At 37.4% G+C, this 15,933-nt stretch carries 13 protein-coding genes and 1 pseudogene; 13 read left to right on the plus strand and 1 reads right to left on the minus strand.

The annotated features are described in order from the left end of the window. Positions 1 to 55 precede the first annotated feature (55 nt). The 9 genes from AN161_RS22775 to AN161_RS22815 all read left to right on the plus strand — a co-directional run bounded on the left by AN161_RS22775 (position 56) and on the right by AN161_RS22815 (position 9,217). Positions 56 to 1,249 (plus strand): FAD/NAD(P)-binding oxidoreductase, encoded by a 1,194-nt coding sequence (locus AN161_RS22775; RefSeq protein ID WP_053596601.1) that lies wholly within the window; start codon positions 56 to 58, stop codon positions 1,247 to 1,249. 25 nt (positions 1,250 to 1,274) lie between these two features. Next, on the plus strand, positions 1,275 to 1,841 hold the full coding sequence (locus AN161_RS22780; protein ID WP_053596602.1) for a hypothetical protein: 567 nt from the start codon (positions 1,275 to 1,277) through the stop codon (positions 1,839 to 1,841). 18 nt (positions 1,842 to 1,859) lie between these two features. After that, a complete protein-coding gene (locus AN161_RS22785) occupies positions 1,860 to 3,266 on the plus strand; it encodes an MBL fold metallo-hydrolase (RefSeq protein ID WP_053596603.1) in 1,407 nt (468 codons plus the stop codon). A 253-nt stretch (positions 3,267 to 3,519) separates the two neighbouring features. After that, entirely contained in the window at positions 3,520 to 3,858 is a 339-nt protein-coding gene (locus AN161_RS22790; RefSeq protein WP_053596604.1) for a hypothetical protein, read from the plus strand. A gap of 112 nt (positions 3,859 to 3,970) precedes the next feature. Beyond that, on the plus strand, positions 3,971 to 5,008 hold the full coding sequence (locus tag AN161_RS22795; protein WP_241774631.1) for a PAS domain-containing sensor histidine kinase: 1,038 nt from the start codon (positions 3,971 to 3,973) through the stop codon (positions 5,006 to 5,008). Then, positions 5,005 to 5,637, plus strand: coding sequence for a response regulator transcription factor (locus AN161_RS22800; RefSeq protein WP_053596605.1), 633 nt, complete (start codon positions 5,005 to 5,007; stop codon positions 5,635 to 5,637). The genes AN161_RS22795 and AN161_RS22800 overlap by 4 nt, the downstream gene beginning before the upstream one ends. Positions 5,638 to 5,942: 305 nt before the next feature. Continuing rightward, on the plus strand, positions 5,943 to 6,719 hold the full coding sequence (locus tag AN161_RS22805) for a sulfite exporter TauE/SafE family protein (protein ID WP_053596606.1): 777 nt from the start codon (positions 5,943 to 5,945) through the stop codon (positions 6,717 to 6,719). A 129-nt stretch (positions 6,720 to 6,848) separates the two neighbouring features. Continuing rightward, positions 6,849 to 8,192, plus strand: coding sequence for a cytochrome ubiquinol oxidase subunit I (locus AN161_RS22810; RefSeq protein WP_053596607.1), 1,344 nt, complete (start codon positions 6,849 to 6,851; stop codon positions 8,190 to 8,192). After that, entirely contained in the window at positions 8,189 to 9,217 is a 1,029-nt protein-coding gene (locus AN161_RS22815) for a cytochrome d ubiquinol oxidase subunit II (RefSeq protein ID WP_053596608.1), read from the plus strand. The genes AN161_RS22810 and AN161_RS22815 overlap by 4 nt, the downstream gene beginning before the upstream one ends. 269 nt (positions 9,218 to 9,486) lie before the next feature. Here AN161_RS22815 and AN161_RS22820 read toward each other — a convergent pair whose 3' ends face one another. After that, entirely contained in the window at positions 9,487 to 10,392 is a 906-nt protein-coding gene (locus AN161_RS22820) for a TetR/AcrR family transcriptional regulator (protein WP_053596609.1), read from the minus strand. A gap of 159 nt (positions 10,393 to 10,551) precedes the next feature. Between AN161_RS22820 and AN161_RS22825 the strand changes: the two genes are divergently transcribed. From AN161_RS22825 to AN161_RS22840, 4 genes and pseudogenes are all read left to right on the plus strand, one after another. Beyond that, complete coding sequence (locus AN161_RS22825; protein WP_053596610.1) at positions 10,552 to 12,066, plus strand: DHA2 family efflux MFS transporter permease subunit; 1,515 nt, start codon at positions 10,552 to 10,554, stop codon at positions 12,064 to 12,066. Between the two features lie 418 nt (positions 12,067 to 12,484). Beyond that, positions 12,485 to 13,504 carry a serine hydrolase domain-containing protein gene (locus tag AN161_RS22830; protein WP_053596611.1) on the plus strand — a complete coding sequence of 340 codons (1,020 nt, stop codon included), beginning with the start codon at positions 12,485 to 12,487 and terminating at the stop codon, positions 13,502 to 13,504. A gap of 17 nt (positions 13,505 to 13,521) precedes the next feature. After that, positions 13,522 to 14,814 (plus strand): extracellular solute-binding protein, encoded by a 1,293-nt coding sequence (locus AN161_RS22835; protein WP_053596612.1) that lies wholly within the window; start codon positions 13,522 to 13,524, stop codon positions 14,812 to 14,814. Between the two features lie 167 nt (positions 14,815 to 14,981). Then, a pseudogene (locus tag AN161_RS22840) lies at positions 14,982 to 15,925 on the plus strand (sugar ABC transporter permease). The last annotated feature ends 8 nt before the right edge of the window (positions 15,926 to 15,933 follow it).

Below are 15,933 nucleotides of genomic sequence, written 5' to 3' on the forward strand. Positions count from 1 at the left end.
TTATAAAGGTGTAAAAGTTGTATACGAAAGACAGCATGATAAGGAGGATATACACATGAAGACTTCTTTTAAAGTAGTCATCGTTGGAGGAGGAACTGCTGGCATTTCTGTAGCTGCACGTTTACTTCGTCAATCTCATTCACTTCAAGGGGAGATTGCCATCATAGATCCTGCAGAAAAACATTATTATCAACCACTCTGGACATTGGTGGGAGGTGGTGCAGCAAATAAGTGGGACTCTGAACGTGAGATGCTTTCTATTATTCCTGAAGGCGCTGTTTGGTTAAAAGAAGCTGTTAGCAGTTTTGACCCCAATCAAAACCAGGTAATTACACAAGGTGGTACAACATATACGTATGATTTTTTAGTAGTTGCTGGTGGTATAGAGATTAACTGGGGTGCTATTAAAGGGCTGAAAGAGGCACTTGGGACTAAAAGTGTATGCAGTAATTATTCTTTCGAGCATGTGGATTATACGTGGGAAACGATCCGCAATTTTAAAGAGGGGACAGCATTGTTTACACATCCTAACTCTCCAGTAAAATGTGGTGGTGCTCCGCAAAAAATTATGCATTTAGCAGAAGACCATTTTAATAGAGTCAATGTTCGTGACAATATTAACATTATTTTCGGTTCGGCTAATCCAGCCATTTTCGATGTCTTGAAATATCGTGAGGCACTTGAAAAGGTAATAGAACGTAAAAATATTGACGCTCGATTCCGACATAATTTGATTGAAATTAAGGCGGATGAAAAAATAGCTATCTTTGAAAACTTAGATACTGGCACAGTAGAAGAAATTAAATACGACATGATTCATGTGACACCATATATGTGTTCACCTGAATTTATACGAACAAGTGCATTAGCAGATGAAAATGGTTGGGTAGATGTCGACAAATTTACTTTGCAACATAAAAAGTATAGCAATGTGTTTGGAATTGGTGACAATGCCAATCTCCCAACATCTAAAACGGGTGCAGCTATACGAAAGCAAGCCCCTGTCGTTGCACAAAATCTTATTGCTTTAATGCGACAACAGCCTATGACGCAAATGTATGATGGCTACTCTTCTTGCCCAATCGTAACAGGCTACAACAAACTGATATTAGCTGAGTTTGATTACAACAAAGAGCCTGTCGAATCTATGCCTTTCAACCAAGCAGTGGAAAGATCCAGTATGTATTTCATGAAAAAGGATTTACTGCCTGTTATGTACTGGGATGGCATGCTGAAAGGCACTATGTAATTACGAATGAAGGGAGGCGTCAAGCATGGCTAATGCAACGGTAAGCATGAGCGAGGAATTATATCAAATAATTGAAGCGCTTGAGAAACCAGAAGTTCGACACTCTTTACAGCGATTGTTAGAAAAATTACCAAATGTAGAGCAAACGATTGAATCAGCAGAAAATGTTGTGGATTTTGGAAAATCAGTACTAGCTGATGCAAAGACCGTAGATAGATACGAGCAATTTGCTTCTTCTTATAATGTAGGCTCAGACACGATTACGGCTATTGTGCAGCTAATGGAGAAATTGCCAAAGCTTGTTCAAACCATTCATCAGTTAGAAAACATCATTGATTTTGTTACAGCAGTACTTCAGGATAAGCAAACGACAGACTATACAATGAATAATTTAAAGGGCTACGTCGATCCATACGTTGAAAAAGGAAAGACAAGTTTGGATTTCTTGAAAATGATACAGCAAAGGGCAGAAGAAAAGCCTCAGCAAATCAATGTTTTTTCAATTATAAAATGGATGAAGGATCCTTCTGTTCAAAAATCACTTAATTATGTTCAGGCTACATTAGATATTTTAAAAGAAAAAAATAGATGATAAAGGGGAGTTTTACACATGTTATTACGATATTTTTACGATGAAAAATTAGCGCACGCTTCTTATGTTGTGGGATGTCAGGCGAAAGGTGAAATGGTCATTGTTGATCCGATGCGTAATATTGAGCCCTATCTTGCATTAGCAGAAAAAGAGAAGATGCAAATTGTTGGTGCATTAGAAACACATATCCATGCTGATTTTGTAGCGGGATCTCGTGAGTTAGCAGACCGTGTTGGAACAAAGATGTATATTTCCGACGAAGGGGATGCTGATTGGAAGTATCAAAATCTTGAAGGAATTCCTCATCAATTATTAAAAGATGGTGATGAATTTAGTATAGGTAATCTTATCTTTAAAGTCATGCATACACCAGGACATACGCCAGAAAGCATCTCCTTCTTATTAACGGATCGCGGCGGTGTAGCAGATAAACCAATGGGTATTTTTACGGGTGACTTTGTCTTTGTAGGTGATATTGGACGCCCTGACTTGTTAGAAAAAGCTGCTGGTATTCAAGGTACATCACTATCCGGTGCAAAAGCAATGTTTAAATCAATAGAACGCTTTAAGGCTTTACCAGATTACATGCAAATATGGCCAGCTCATGGAGCAGGTAGTGCTTGTGGTAAAGCATTAGGAGCAGTACCATCTTCAACAGTTGGGTATGAGAAGCAATTCAGCTGGGCTATGCAATTTGATGATGAGCAAAAATTCATTGATGCGTTACTAGATGGTCAACCGGAACCTCCTTATTATTTCGCTGTTATGAAGCGTGTCAATAAAGTAGGAATAGAACTTCTTAAGAACTTACCGCCAGTAACGGCAGTGTCAAGCTATGAAGAGATTACTCAACTTATTGCAGATGGGAAGCAAGTTATTGATATGCGTCCGGCGGAAGATTTCTCACAGGGGCATATCGCAGGAACGCTAAACATACCTTACAATAATTCAGTGACAAACTGGGCTGGTTGGTTAGTGGATTATTCAAAACCATTATATTTACTAATTAATCCTTCTCAACTAGATGATATTTTAATAGCGTTACGTTCTATTGGTATCGACAATGTTGTTGGATATGGGGATGTAATGAAAATTTTGGAAGAGGCTACTTCTCTAGAAAGTTATGAAAATATAACTCCTCTTGACGCAAAGTCATTAATTGAAAGTGGAGAAGTTCATGTACTTGATGTACGCAATCAAACTGAATATGATGCAGGGCATATTGAAAATGCTCAACATATTATGGTTGGTACGCTATCTAAACGTTTGGATGAATTACAAACAGATAAAAAAATTGTTGTACAATGCCAAGCAGGTGCTCGTTCTGCAATTGCGGTAAGTGTACTGAAAGCAAACGGTATTCACAACATTGTAAATTTAACGGGTGGCTACATGGCTTGGCAGCATGATGTATTGAACAAATAAAAAAGTTTTATCTACAGAGGTTGTTCTAAAAGAAAAATAGCATACTAGTGATCCTAGTTTGCTATTTTTTTGTTCTTCGTAAAGTTGAGGGTGGATTCCGTTTCGGCTCAACGCTTTCCAAGAGGTATCTTTGAATGAAGTGAGGATTACTTTCAATCGAAGGTTTTATAAGGCGTCAAGAGACTCAACGGTCGTCTGTGGAAAGCTGAACAGATTTAGACAACCTTTTTTTCTCGAAAAAAGGGGTTAAAAAATGATTATTGTAAGTATGAGTATATTCCTTCTTATTATTGGTAGAATTATTTATAAACGTCATGTCCCAGTACGTCAAATACAGGAGTGTTTACCTCAAGAGCTAAATGCGGGGATGGCGATAGTGGATGTACGTGATTACAATGACTCTTACAAGTCACTTACACCAAATGCATTAAATTTACCAATTGCCTATTTAGTACGCTACATACATGAGCTACCAAAAAAACCCCTTCATATTATTGCATCAACAAAGCTAGAAAAAAATATGAGTGTTCGTATCATTCGAAAAGCAGGGCATGAAGTGAAGAGCTATAGCTTGATAGAAGAGGAAATATAGGGCAAAGTGTTTATTAGTAACAAATAAACTTGAGAGAAAGGCACTAACTTCAAAGTAGGAAAGAAACTTATTTTTTCCGTGCTCTCATTTTTAAGCTAGGAGTGTGTTTAGATTGGAGAAGGAACAGCTAAAAAATAAATATTTACAGCAAATATTTCAATATATTCAAGATGGAATCATCATTATGAATCACAACCGTGAAATTTTAATGATGAATCCTTCAGCGAATCGGTTAACGGGATGGAAATTGGGGGATCGAGTACCTTTTTGTTCATTTTGTGAAAACCGTCAAAAGTCTCCAGGAGAACATACATGTTATTTAATAGAACATAATGAGGTTCCCTATTTTTTATCGAAAATGCCCACGTACCATGGCAGTAAGATAGATGTGGAAATGAGTACAGCACTAATGTATACAGACAGTAAAACAAATGAGCAGGAGTTTCTTCTTGTACTGCGCGATCAGACAATTCAGTTGAAGGAAGAAGAGGCTCGGATTTCAAAACTTATTATAAAAAAGCTGATTGAGGCAAAAGAGGAAGAACATAAAAGGCTTGCGCAGGAATTACACGATGGCGTTGGCCAATCATTGTATACAATATCTGTTGCACTGCAAGCGATTGAATCTTATGTCAAAGACAATGAAAAGCTAAATACGTATATTGAAGAGGTACGCAATGAGCTAGAGCAAGTAATGAATGATATTAAATCGTATTCCTATCAGCTTCGCCCCCATAGCATTGACCAGTTAGGGATTTCACCTACATTAGGCACGCTTGTAGATTCAGTGCAGAAGGTTCATCCTAGTATTTCTATAGTATTAGAAACAGATTTTGAAGAGCGCTGTCATCCATCTGTAGAAATCAATGTTTATCGCGTCGTACAGGAGGCTTTACACAATATTATTAAATATGCAAAGGCTTCTAGGGTCGTCGTTCGACTCGATAAAAAAGCTACAGATTTAGCGCTCTATATAGAAGATAATGGCGTAGGATTTGATCTACAGCACGTGAAGAAAGAAGGACTTGGCTTAAAGCATATGGAGGAGCGAATAACATTGTTAGGCGGATCTTTTACTATTATTTCTGCTCACAATAAAGGTACACAAATTAGCATTCAAGTACCTAATTGGAAGGATGACTATAGATGATTCGTGTTTTAGTAGTAGATGATCATGTGTTAATTCGTAAAGGAATTGTTCTTTTATTGGAAAATTATAAAGATGTGGAGGTTGTAGGTGAAGCAGGCGATGGAGCCGAGGCGATAACTCAAGCAATATCATTGGACCCCGATGTCATTTTAATGGATGTATCTATTCCGAATGGGCTGGATGGGTTTACAGCTACTCAAGAAATTCTCAAACAAATGCCTAACGTGAAAATTATTATGTTAACAATGCACAATGAAGTTGCTTATATTCAAAAAGCGATTGCTGTTGAAGCTCATGGTTATATTTTGAAAAATAGTCAAGGTGGAGTGCTCTATGAGGCTATCCATGCTGTTTATAGTGGTCGCATATATTATAACGTGGGTATTCCAAAGGAACAGTTGAATAAACTATTTGAACATAAAGGGCAGGAAGATAAATGCATTTTAACTGTGCGTGAGCAGGAAATAATGAGGCTAACAGTTCTAGGCTATACGAATGTCCAAATTGCTGAGCAGCTATATATCAGTAGTAAAACGGTTGAAAATCATAAATCAAATATTATGCAAAAGCTCGATTTAAGTAATAAAGCTGAGCTTATTCAGTATGGACTTGCAAATAACTATATGTAACAACTCGTTACTGTTTGAAGCTGGAAATTGAAATGTATGGCTCTTCGGCAAAATCAACCAAGCCTGCGGAAAGCGCCAGCTCGGAGTGGGAATCTACCTTTGTTTATTGATACACATTATTTTATATTTATTCTTTTGCCGACAAGCTGAGATCACTCAAATGATGAGTGGTCTTTTTTTATTTCTATTCAAAATAATTTGCAATATTGTCACAGTGAGTAAGCTTATAGTGGAAAACCCCTATATGTCTGAAATAGCAGCGGGACTATACTGAAAGCACATAAATAAAAGGAGATGCAAGAAAAATGGATATTACATTTATAATTGTGATTTTCCTGATTGGATTCGTTGGTTCATTTGTGTCCGGTATGTTGGGGATCGGCGGTTCAATCATTAAATACCCAATGCTACTATATATACCGCCACTTTTTGGTTTAGCGGCATTTTCAGCACATGAAGTTTCAGGCATCAGTGCAGTACAAGTGTTTTTTGCGTCGATTGCAGGTGTCTGGGCATATCGAAAAGGTGGTTATCTTAATAAACCCCTCATTATTTATATGGGTGGAGCAATTTTAGCCGGTAGCTTTGTTGGGAGCTACGGATCACAGTTTTTATCTGAAAACGGTGTGAATGTCGTATACGGTATTTTAGCCTTGATTGCAGCTGTGATGATGTTTATTCCTAAGAAACAAATTGATGATATGCCAATGAATGAAGTAACCTTCAACAAGCCGTTAGCTGCAATTTTAGCATTTGTTGTTGGGATTGGCTCAGGGATCGTTGGTGCTGCAGGTGGTTTCTTGCTTGTTCCGATTATGCTTGTAGTACTCGGTATTCCAACGCGCATGACGATTGCTACTAGTTTAGCCATTACGTTTATCTCATCGATTGGTGGAACAATTGGTAAGTTAATGACAGGACAAGTCGAGTACTATTCCGCAGTTATTATGATAGTGGCAAGTTTACTGGCGGCCCCTCTTGGCGCAAAAGTAGGTAAAAAGATGAATACGAAAATTTTGCAAAGTATTTTAGCTGTACTCATTTTAGCGACAGCAATTAAAATTTGGGCTGATCTATTATGATAAAAAAACAAAAAGTTGTTGCCTATAAATCGCATGAGAAAAAGCTAATAATTGTAAGTTTTTTAGTAGCCGGGATAATGTTTCTTTCACTAATTGGAAGAATTTTTGGTACCTAGGAGATGAAATGAAATGAATGATTCAGCTGTAATGTGGAGTCGAGCCTTAACAGAGTTAACATTGTCATTCCATATTGTTTACGCAACAATTGGCGTTGGCATACCTTTAATGATAATGATTGCTCAATGGGTCGGTTTAAAAAATAATGACGAACATTATTTACTACTCGCAAGAAGATGGGCAAGAGGGTTTGTAATCACTGTAGCAATTGGTGTCGTGACTGGTACTGCCATTGGATTGCAGTTATCGCTACTATGGCCAAATTTTATGGAGTTGGCTGGTCAGGTAATAGCATTACCATTGTTTATGGAAACATTTGCGTTCTTTGTTGAAGCAATTTTCTTAGGGCTGTATTTATATACTTGGGATCGCTTTAAAAATCCAAAGCGACATCTATTATTATTGGTTCCTGTAGCTATTGGTGCTTCTATGTCGGCCGTTTTTATTACAATTGTGAATGCATTTATGAACGCACCACAAGGCTTTGATCTTGTAGATGGGGAACTTGTGAATATTCAGCCTGTACTTGCCATGTTAAATCCTGCAATGCCAACGAAGGTAGCGCATGTATTAGTGACATCTTACATGACGGCAGCATTTTTATTAGCTTCTATTGCAGCTTACCGTATGCTGCGAGGATCGAAGCATGTGTATCATAAAAAAGCGTTACATCTATTATTGAAACTTGGATTAGTGTTTTCGCTAGCGGCACTTATCGTAGGTGACTTTTCTGGGAAGTATTTAGCTGAATATCAACCTGAGAAATTAGCTGCTGCTGAATGGCATTTTGAAACAAAAGAGGATGCTTCACTTATGCTATTCGGTGTACTAGATGGAGAAGAAGTAAAATATGCCATTAAAGTACCGTACGCATTGAGTGTATTGGCGCATAATAATCCTTTTGCAGAAGTAAAAGGTTTAGATCAATTTCCTGAGGACGAACAACCGCCACTTTATATCCATTATTTATTTGACATTATGGTACTTATTGGAACTCTATTAATTGTCGTTGCAGCTATTTATGTGCTAGGCAAGTGGCGAGGGTGGAAGTTTATTTCTTCGAAAAGCTTTAAGAGAATAGTAGTGGCAGGTGGTCCACTATCGCTTATTGCTGTTGAGGCAGGCTGGTGGTTTGCGGAAGTAGGGCGTCAGCCTTGGATACTTCGTGGTTATATGAAAACAGCAGAAGGAGCCACAACAAGTGGCCAAGTCGATACAATGCTTATACTATTTGCAGGGCTGTACATTGTATTAGCAATAGGAAGTATCGTTGCACTTATTCGTATGTTCCGTAACAATCCAATTGAACGTGAAATTGAAGAACATCAACAAGTGGAAGGATGTGAAGAACAATGAGTTTAGAGATATTAGGAATTTCAGTGCTATGGTTATTTCTATTCGGCTATGTCATTGTTGCGTCCATAGACTTTGGAGCGGGCTTCTTTAATGCTTATAGTGTCTTAATAGGTAAAGATCATATATTAGCAAATGTTATAAAACGTTATTTATCTCCGGTGTGGGAAATTACAAACGTCTTCCTTGTATTTTTCTTTGTTGGAATAGTAGGATTCTTTCCTCAAACTGCTTACTATTACGGCACAATTTTGCTAGTGCCGGTCAGTATCTCATTAATATTAATTGCCATTAGAGGGAGCTATTATGCATTTGAATCCTACAGTGAAAAAGGTGGACATATCGGTTATACATTGATGTATGGAATTACTGGTTTATTCATACCAGCATCCCTTTCTATTGTATTAACGATATCTGAGGGAGGGTTCGTGGAAATTGTAAATGAAGAGCCACATTTACAAATCGCTAAACTTTTCACAAGTCCGCTAACTTGGTCTATCGTGCTATTAAGTATTGTTGCAGTTTTGTATATTTCAGCTGTTTTCTTAACTTGGTATGGGAAAAGAGCGCGAGATGAACATGCTTCTAATTTAATGAGAAAGTATGCACTCGGTTGGTCGTTGCCACTCATAATAAGCGTAATAGGGACTATGGTGGAGTTGAAGGGACATGTGCCTGAGCATTATGAAAATATGTTAAATCTGTGGTGGCTCTTTGCAATATCAGGCGTACTATTTTTTATAACACTAATTCTTTTATTTAATAAGAGAAACTATGGCATTGCTGTCTTTTTAATGGTTGCACAATTCGGGTTTGCCTTTTTCGGCTATGGTATTTCACATTATCCGTATTTACTATATCCGTACTTATCAGTCTATGATAGCTTTACGAACGAAACGATGGCTATTGCATTAGTGATAGCGTTTATTGGAGGGCTAGTTCTGCTCATACCTTCATTATATTTAGTAATGAAATGGTTTGTGTTTGATCGTGACTATGCTTGCGGTAAACATAATCATCATGTCTAGGGAGGAACTATAATGAATCAATTTATTATTTTGTATGCACCTTTTCTTGTAGTGGCTATTAGTATTGTAGTTGGCTTTTGGATAGGGCCGAAAGATCGTCAAATTAAGCAATAGGTTATGGACACTGATCCCAAGAAGTCGTCCTGTCTTATCAAATAAATAAATTAATAAGATAGAAGCTCAAAAAAAGGGGCTATATGGAAAGTCATGAGTGGTTGACTTTCTATATAGCCCCTTTAAGTGTGTAATGGTGGGTTTACGTGGTTATTTTACCTTTTACATCTTTCTGATGGCCGCTCAATTTTTACGTAGCGCCATAAATTATTGGCAATGTCACGTGCTTCAGCAGCGTGTTCCGTCCCAACGAATGCTTTTCGGAAAGGAGTAAGAAGTGATTCGATGATGAAAAGCTTTGGTTTCTCACGTTGTAATTCTTCCAACAAAAATTCAGTGTATTCTAAGCCCTCAACTGTTTCATCCTTAGACAATTCTTTCGTAAAGCCTTGCAATTGTTCAACAATCATCTCCTTGTTAATCGATTGATAGTTCACCACATTTTGAATAGCATTAATCATTTCAACGTTAATAATAATTTCTTTAGATTCTAACATTACAGGAATAATTGCTTTAATATTACGCAATGCTATACGTACAATCGTTTCACGACTAATATATTGAGAATCCGAAATTAAAACTGCACGTAATGAGAGGTTAATCATTCCGAGAGCCTGTACAGCGCATTCGTAGCTCAGTGTACTGATTTCTTCACCGAAAACTTGTACAAAACGATTAGCAAGCCATTCTAACTCCTGTAAGTAATAGTTCAAAATAATTTTTTTAAGTTCTTTGTCATGAGAATGGGAAATCGATTCAAAAATTTGAATTAAATTGTGCTCGCGATTGACATACATGAGCACGGCAACTTGCTGTGTTAATACTTCCAAGTCAGCTGGGTCTTTCCCGTAAAGAAGCTCATGTCGACGATTACTTGCTTCTTCACGCCCTTGATCTAGAATGGCGATTAAACATTCATTTTTTGAAGCGAAATGATTATAAAAAGTGCCCTTAGAAATTTTAGCTGCACTAATAATATCGTTAATTGATGTGTCCACGAATCCTTTTTCGATAAAGAGCTCACGTGCAGAAGTAGTTATTTGTCTTTTTCTTTTGTTCATAACCTCACCTTTTTAGAAAATATTATACTATCATTCTATAATGGAAATGCTTATATATCAATGTTTCGAAAAAAAAATAATCTTTATTGTTGAAAAAAGTAGACTGCGAGTATAAAATAAGTTTTATCGCAAAAAACAACAAAGAATTGAGGGATATAAATGAATAGTGAGCAAATAATGAAAAAGCCCCCCTATGGCATGATTGGTATTTTATTTGTGGGTGCTTTTGTTGCTTTTCTAAATAACACATTGTTAAACGTTGCGTTACCAACAATCATGAATGATTTTGATATAACGTATTCAACAGTACAATGGCTCGCAACAGGCTATATGCTTGTAAGTGGTATTTTAGTACCGGCTTCAGCGTTCTTTGTAACGCGCTTTAAAAATAGACATTTATTTATTGTAGCGATGTCAGTCTTTACGATCGGTACAATTATGGCTGGCTTTGCACCTAACTTCGGTACATTACTAGCAGGTCGTATGGTGCAAGCAGCGGGTGCTTCAAGTATGTCACCACTTTTAATGAATGTAATGTTAATTAGCTTCCCGAAAGAAAAACGTGGGGCAGCAATGGGGATTTTTGGTTTAGTCATGATTACGGCACCAGCGATAGGTCCAACGTTATCAGGATATATTGTTGAGCACCATGATTGGCGTATGCTCTTCCAAATGATTATTCCATTTGCAGTTATTAGTTTATTGTTTGGTATTTGGAAATTAGAAAACGTGATGGAGACACGTGAAGTTCATTTAGATTTCCCATCAGTACTATTATCAACAATTGCATTCGGTGGTATTCTATATGGTTTCAGTACTGCAGGGGATAAGGGCTGGTCAAGTCCTTGGGTATATGGCATGATTTCAGCTGGCCTTCTTGCTTTAATCATCTTCATATTTAAACAACTACGTATGGATCAACCTTTGCTAGAATTACGTATTTATAAATATCCAATGTTTGCATTGGGATCAGCTATCTCGGTCATCGTGTCAATGGCTATGTTCTCTGGGATGATTTTAACTCCTGCTTATGTACAATCGATTCGTGGAATTGATCCATTTGAAGCAGGCTTAATGATGCTTCCTGGGGCACTTGTAATGGGGATTATGTCGCCGATTACAGGTAAGCTTTTTGATAAATTTGGACCGCGTATATTAGCGATTGTCGGTTTAACGATTACAACAATTGCGTCATTCGGTTTAACACAGTTAGAATTAGATTCAAGCTATACATTTATCGTGTCTATGTACACAATTCGTATGTTTGGTTTGTCAATGGTTATGATGCCGATTATGACAAACGGTTTAAACCAATTACCACAAATGATGAACCCGCATGGTACAGCCATTAATAATACTGTGCAGCAAGTGGCAGGGGCAATTGGTAGTGCCGTGATGGTAACGTTTATGAATAACCGTAAAAAAGCAACAGCCGAAGATTTAATTGCAGAAGCAAAAGCTACTGCAGCGCAATCAGGTGTTGCATCAACACCAGAGCAAATGCAACAAATGCAGGATCAAATTATGCAAAATGCTTTATTAGATGGTATTACACACTCATTCTTAATAGCAGCTTGTATTACAGTTCTGGCACTAGTGCTTGCCTTCTTCCTAAAACGTGTAAAAATTGAAAGCACGGCGGCTTCTATGGATTTAAAAAAACCAGCTAAATAATAATGAACTGAAATGAAATGAAATGCTCTCCTATAGGTAGACAGATGAAAAATTATAAATCTGTTTATCGAAGGGGAGCTTTTTTTATCTTCATTCAGCGAAGATTCCCACCTTTTCAGTGGGTGTCCAAACACCTACTGAAATAGAGGAACTCAGTCTAAGAACGCCACGGCCTGTGGCAACGACTGAGTGACCAACATCGTGTTAGCCTAAAGCCTCCGGCGGATGTCACGGATTTTGAAAGGAATGAATTGTGCAGGCACAATTCAAAATCCGGACGCCATTACGCCAAGGCGAAATTGATACATCAAATAGTAAAATCTGAAAAAAAATTTTAAAATTTTGTGTTGTTTTTTATCATTTTATTTCATACTATTAAAATACAGAAAATTTAGTTATTTTATTGTGAGGTGATTATTTGGTAGATGCATATATGAATCGCTTGGTGGGGGACAAAGAAATTCCGGGTGCAGTGCTTATTGTCCAACAGCAGCATAGACGTATATTGTCAAAAAGCTACGGAGCATATACAGCTGAAGATGGGAGTAAGCAAATTATTTCAAATAATACTTTGTTTGATTTGGCATCATTAACAAAAGTTGTCGCAACATTACCAGCTATTCTATTGCTGATTAGTAGGAACAAGTTGAACTTGATAGATTCAGCACAAGATCATTTACCAGATTTTAAATTTCCGCACATTACAATACAACAATTATTACAACATTGCTCTGGGCTACCGGCAGACTTAGAGCCGTCTGTTAGGAGACATCATCAGCGTGATATTATGCAGGAGGTTTTAGCGTGTGATGTCATTGGACAGCCAAATGAGCAAGTATTATACAGTGATTTAGGTATGATTTTATTAGGGAAGATTATCGAAAATGTTACAGGTCAGCCTTTTCAGAATTTTGTGGAGCAAGAGATTTTCAAGCCATGGGGTATGCATCATACAAGTTTCCGATTACCTGAGCAGAAAAGGAGTCAAGCAGCGGCTACAGAAATGGTAGTAGGTAAAATTGTACAAGGAATTGTACATGATGAGAAAGCATTACTATTAGAAGGAGTGTCAGGTAGTGCAGGGTTATTTTCATGCGCAGAGGATTTAGCAAAATATGCGAAATATTGGTTGGGAATAATCCAGCAATCTACCATACCATTTGAGTGGATGGAGCTTACATACACTAAGACAATGGGTAACAGAGGACTTGGCTTTGAAGTTTGGAATGGAGATCGTTCATTATTTTGTTTTGGTAGGAGGTGGAACAAGGGTTCTTTTGGACATACAGGATTTACTGGCACAAGTATTTGGATGGACCCTGTTAAAAAGGCGTTCGTTGTTTTCCTAACAAACGCTGTTCATTATGGGAGAAATACGGACATAAGGGGAATTAGAGAAAAGCTTCATACGATGATCTATGAAAATCTAATTATATGAAGGGTGGATGTGTGGTTATGAAACAAATGAATAAATGGTTGTTCCTGTTGCCTTTAGTACTCGTTGTAGCATTAGTAGGCTGTTCCTCGGATAAGAAATCAACAAGCTCACCAACACCTGATACAGATGATAAAGGAAACGCAGAAAAAGTTTCATTAACGATTGGGAGTTGGCGTACAGAAGACGTTGCTAAATATGAAAAAGTCATTGCATTATTTAATGAACAACATCCCGAAATTAACATATCATTTAACCCAACCAAAAATACTGAGTATAACACAGTGTTAAACACAGCATTACAAGCGGGTGAAGGTCCAGATATCTTTCATTTACGTCCATATGCTGCAGGATTAAAGCTTGCTGAGGCGGGTTATGTAGAAAAAATTAATGGCTTAAATGGTTTGAGTGCATATCCTGAAGAAGCATTAAAAGCTTCACGCGATGAAGAAGGTAATCAGTATGGCGTACCCATTAACTTGAGCTCAACTCAATTCTTCTACAATAAAAAGATTTTTAAAGATAATGACTTAGAGGTGCCTACTACTTGGGATGAATTCATAGCACTAAATGATAAATTGCTAGAAAAGGGTATTACGCCGATGGCAATGGGGACTAAAGAAAGCTGGCTATTGTCGTTGATGCACGGTATTGTAGGTCCTGCCATTTATGAAGGGAATGATTTCTATCAAGCAGTGCTTGCGGGAGAAAAAGATTTCACAGATCCTAAGTTTATAGAATCTATACAAGTGATGAATGACTTGAAAAAATACTTCCCGGCAAATTCAGAAGGGTTAGGGATGGATGATATTCGTACATTATTTGCACTAGGTGAGGCAGCTATGTTCCCGCTAGGCAGTTGGGAAATTCCTGTTGTACTAGAAATGAATCCAGATTTAGATTTAGGATACTTCCCGATACCATCAAAAGCTGGAAATAAAACAGTGACAACTTGGGTAGATGGTTCATTTGCTATTAATGCAAATTCGAAAAATAAGGATGCTGCTAAAGTGTTTTTGGAGTTTTTAACAACAAAAGAATTTGGAGAACTATTTGTAAAAGAATTCTCGATGATTAGTGCAATTCCAGGTATTACCTCTGATAATGCATTGTTAAATGACATTAGCAAATCTACAGAAAATGAAGCAACACCGTATATGTGGGTTACGAATTTTACAGGTGGCGATCCGACAACAAAGAGCTTGCTCGAAAGTGAACTACAAGGCATGTATTTAGGTCAAGTGACACCGGAAGAGGTAGCAGCAAAAGTACAAGAAAACGCTAAAACATGGTTTACACCGTTTCAAAAATAAATCTATCTTTCCTTGATCGTCGTGTTCAAACGTAAGTGAGCACGTTATTTTACATCCTCAGTCAAGTAGATAGCTAATAGTTGGATTGTGAAATGACCCCACTAACACTTCGAAGGAAGAAGCTGGGGTCTTACTGTCTAAATTTCTTTAAAGGAGGCTGTCCGAAGATGAACATAACTACAGCTTCACCGACTAAAAAGAAAAAAACTTGGGCAAAGTGGACCATTCATCTTTTTCCAATCCCCGCATTGATTATTTACGGAATGTTTGTACTATACCCTATCTTAGCTGCATTATCCTATAGTTTTTTTGAATGGAAGGGATGACGAGAGGCAATTTTATTGGATTTCAAAATTTCGTGACATTGTTTACGACGGAACCATATGGGTCAATGTTTTGGAATGCCTTCAAACATAATGTACTGTATTTTGTATTACAAATGGTTGTTATGAATGGGTTAGCCTTCTTTCTAGCGTTTATTATTTATCAAAAAATAAAGGGCGCGGAATTCTTTAAGGCAGCCTTCTTCTTGCCGCGATTACTATCAGTAATAGTTGTAGGATTTTTATGGAAACTCATTTTGAATCCAAATTTTGGAACTCTGAATGTTATTTTGGAGAAGATAGGTCTGGAAAGCTTACAAAAGGCATGGTTAGGTGATCCCGATACAGCTTTAATCGCTATTATTTTAGTAAATTGTTGGTTTGGTCTTGGCTTTGGTGTCTTGATTTTCTTAGCTGGATTTCAAGGGATACCAAGTGAACTAATCGAAGCAGCGAAGCTAGACGGTGCAAAGGGCTTTACATTATTACGTACAATCTATCTGCCATTAATGATTCCTTCTATTATGATCATGGGTGTTTTAACATTTATCCAATCATTTGAGGCCTTCGAGCTTGTCTATGCAATGCAGGGCTCAATGGGAGAGCCTTATTATTCAACAGACACCTTAGCTGTATTCTTCTACCGCTTGGCATTTGGTAGCTCGACAGCCTCTGGTGCAACAGCTATTGGTTTAGGGTCAGCATTAGCAACAGTTTTATTCTTCTTTATTTTAATTTGCACAACAGTATTTTTACGTTTTACGAGTAAAAAAGATGTACAAATGTAAGGGGTGAG

Origin of the sequence: Lysinibacillus sp. FJAT-14222 (genome assembly GCF_001278875.1) — a bacterium.
In the GTDB taxonomy this organism is placed as follows: Bacteria; Bacillota; Bacilli; order Bacillales_A; family Planococcaceae; genus Lysinibacillus; species Lysinibacillus agricola.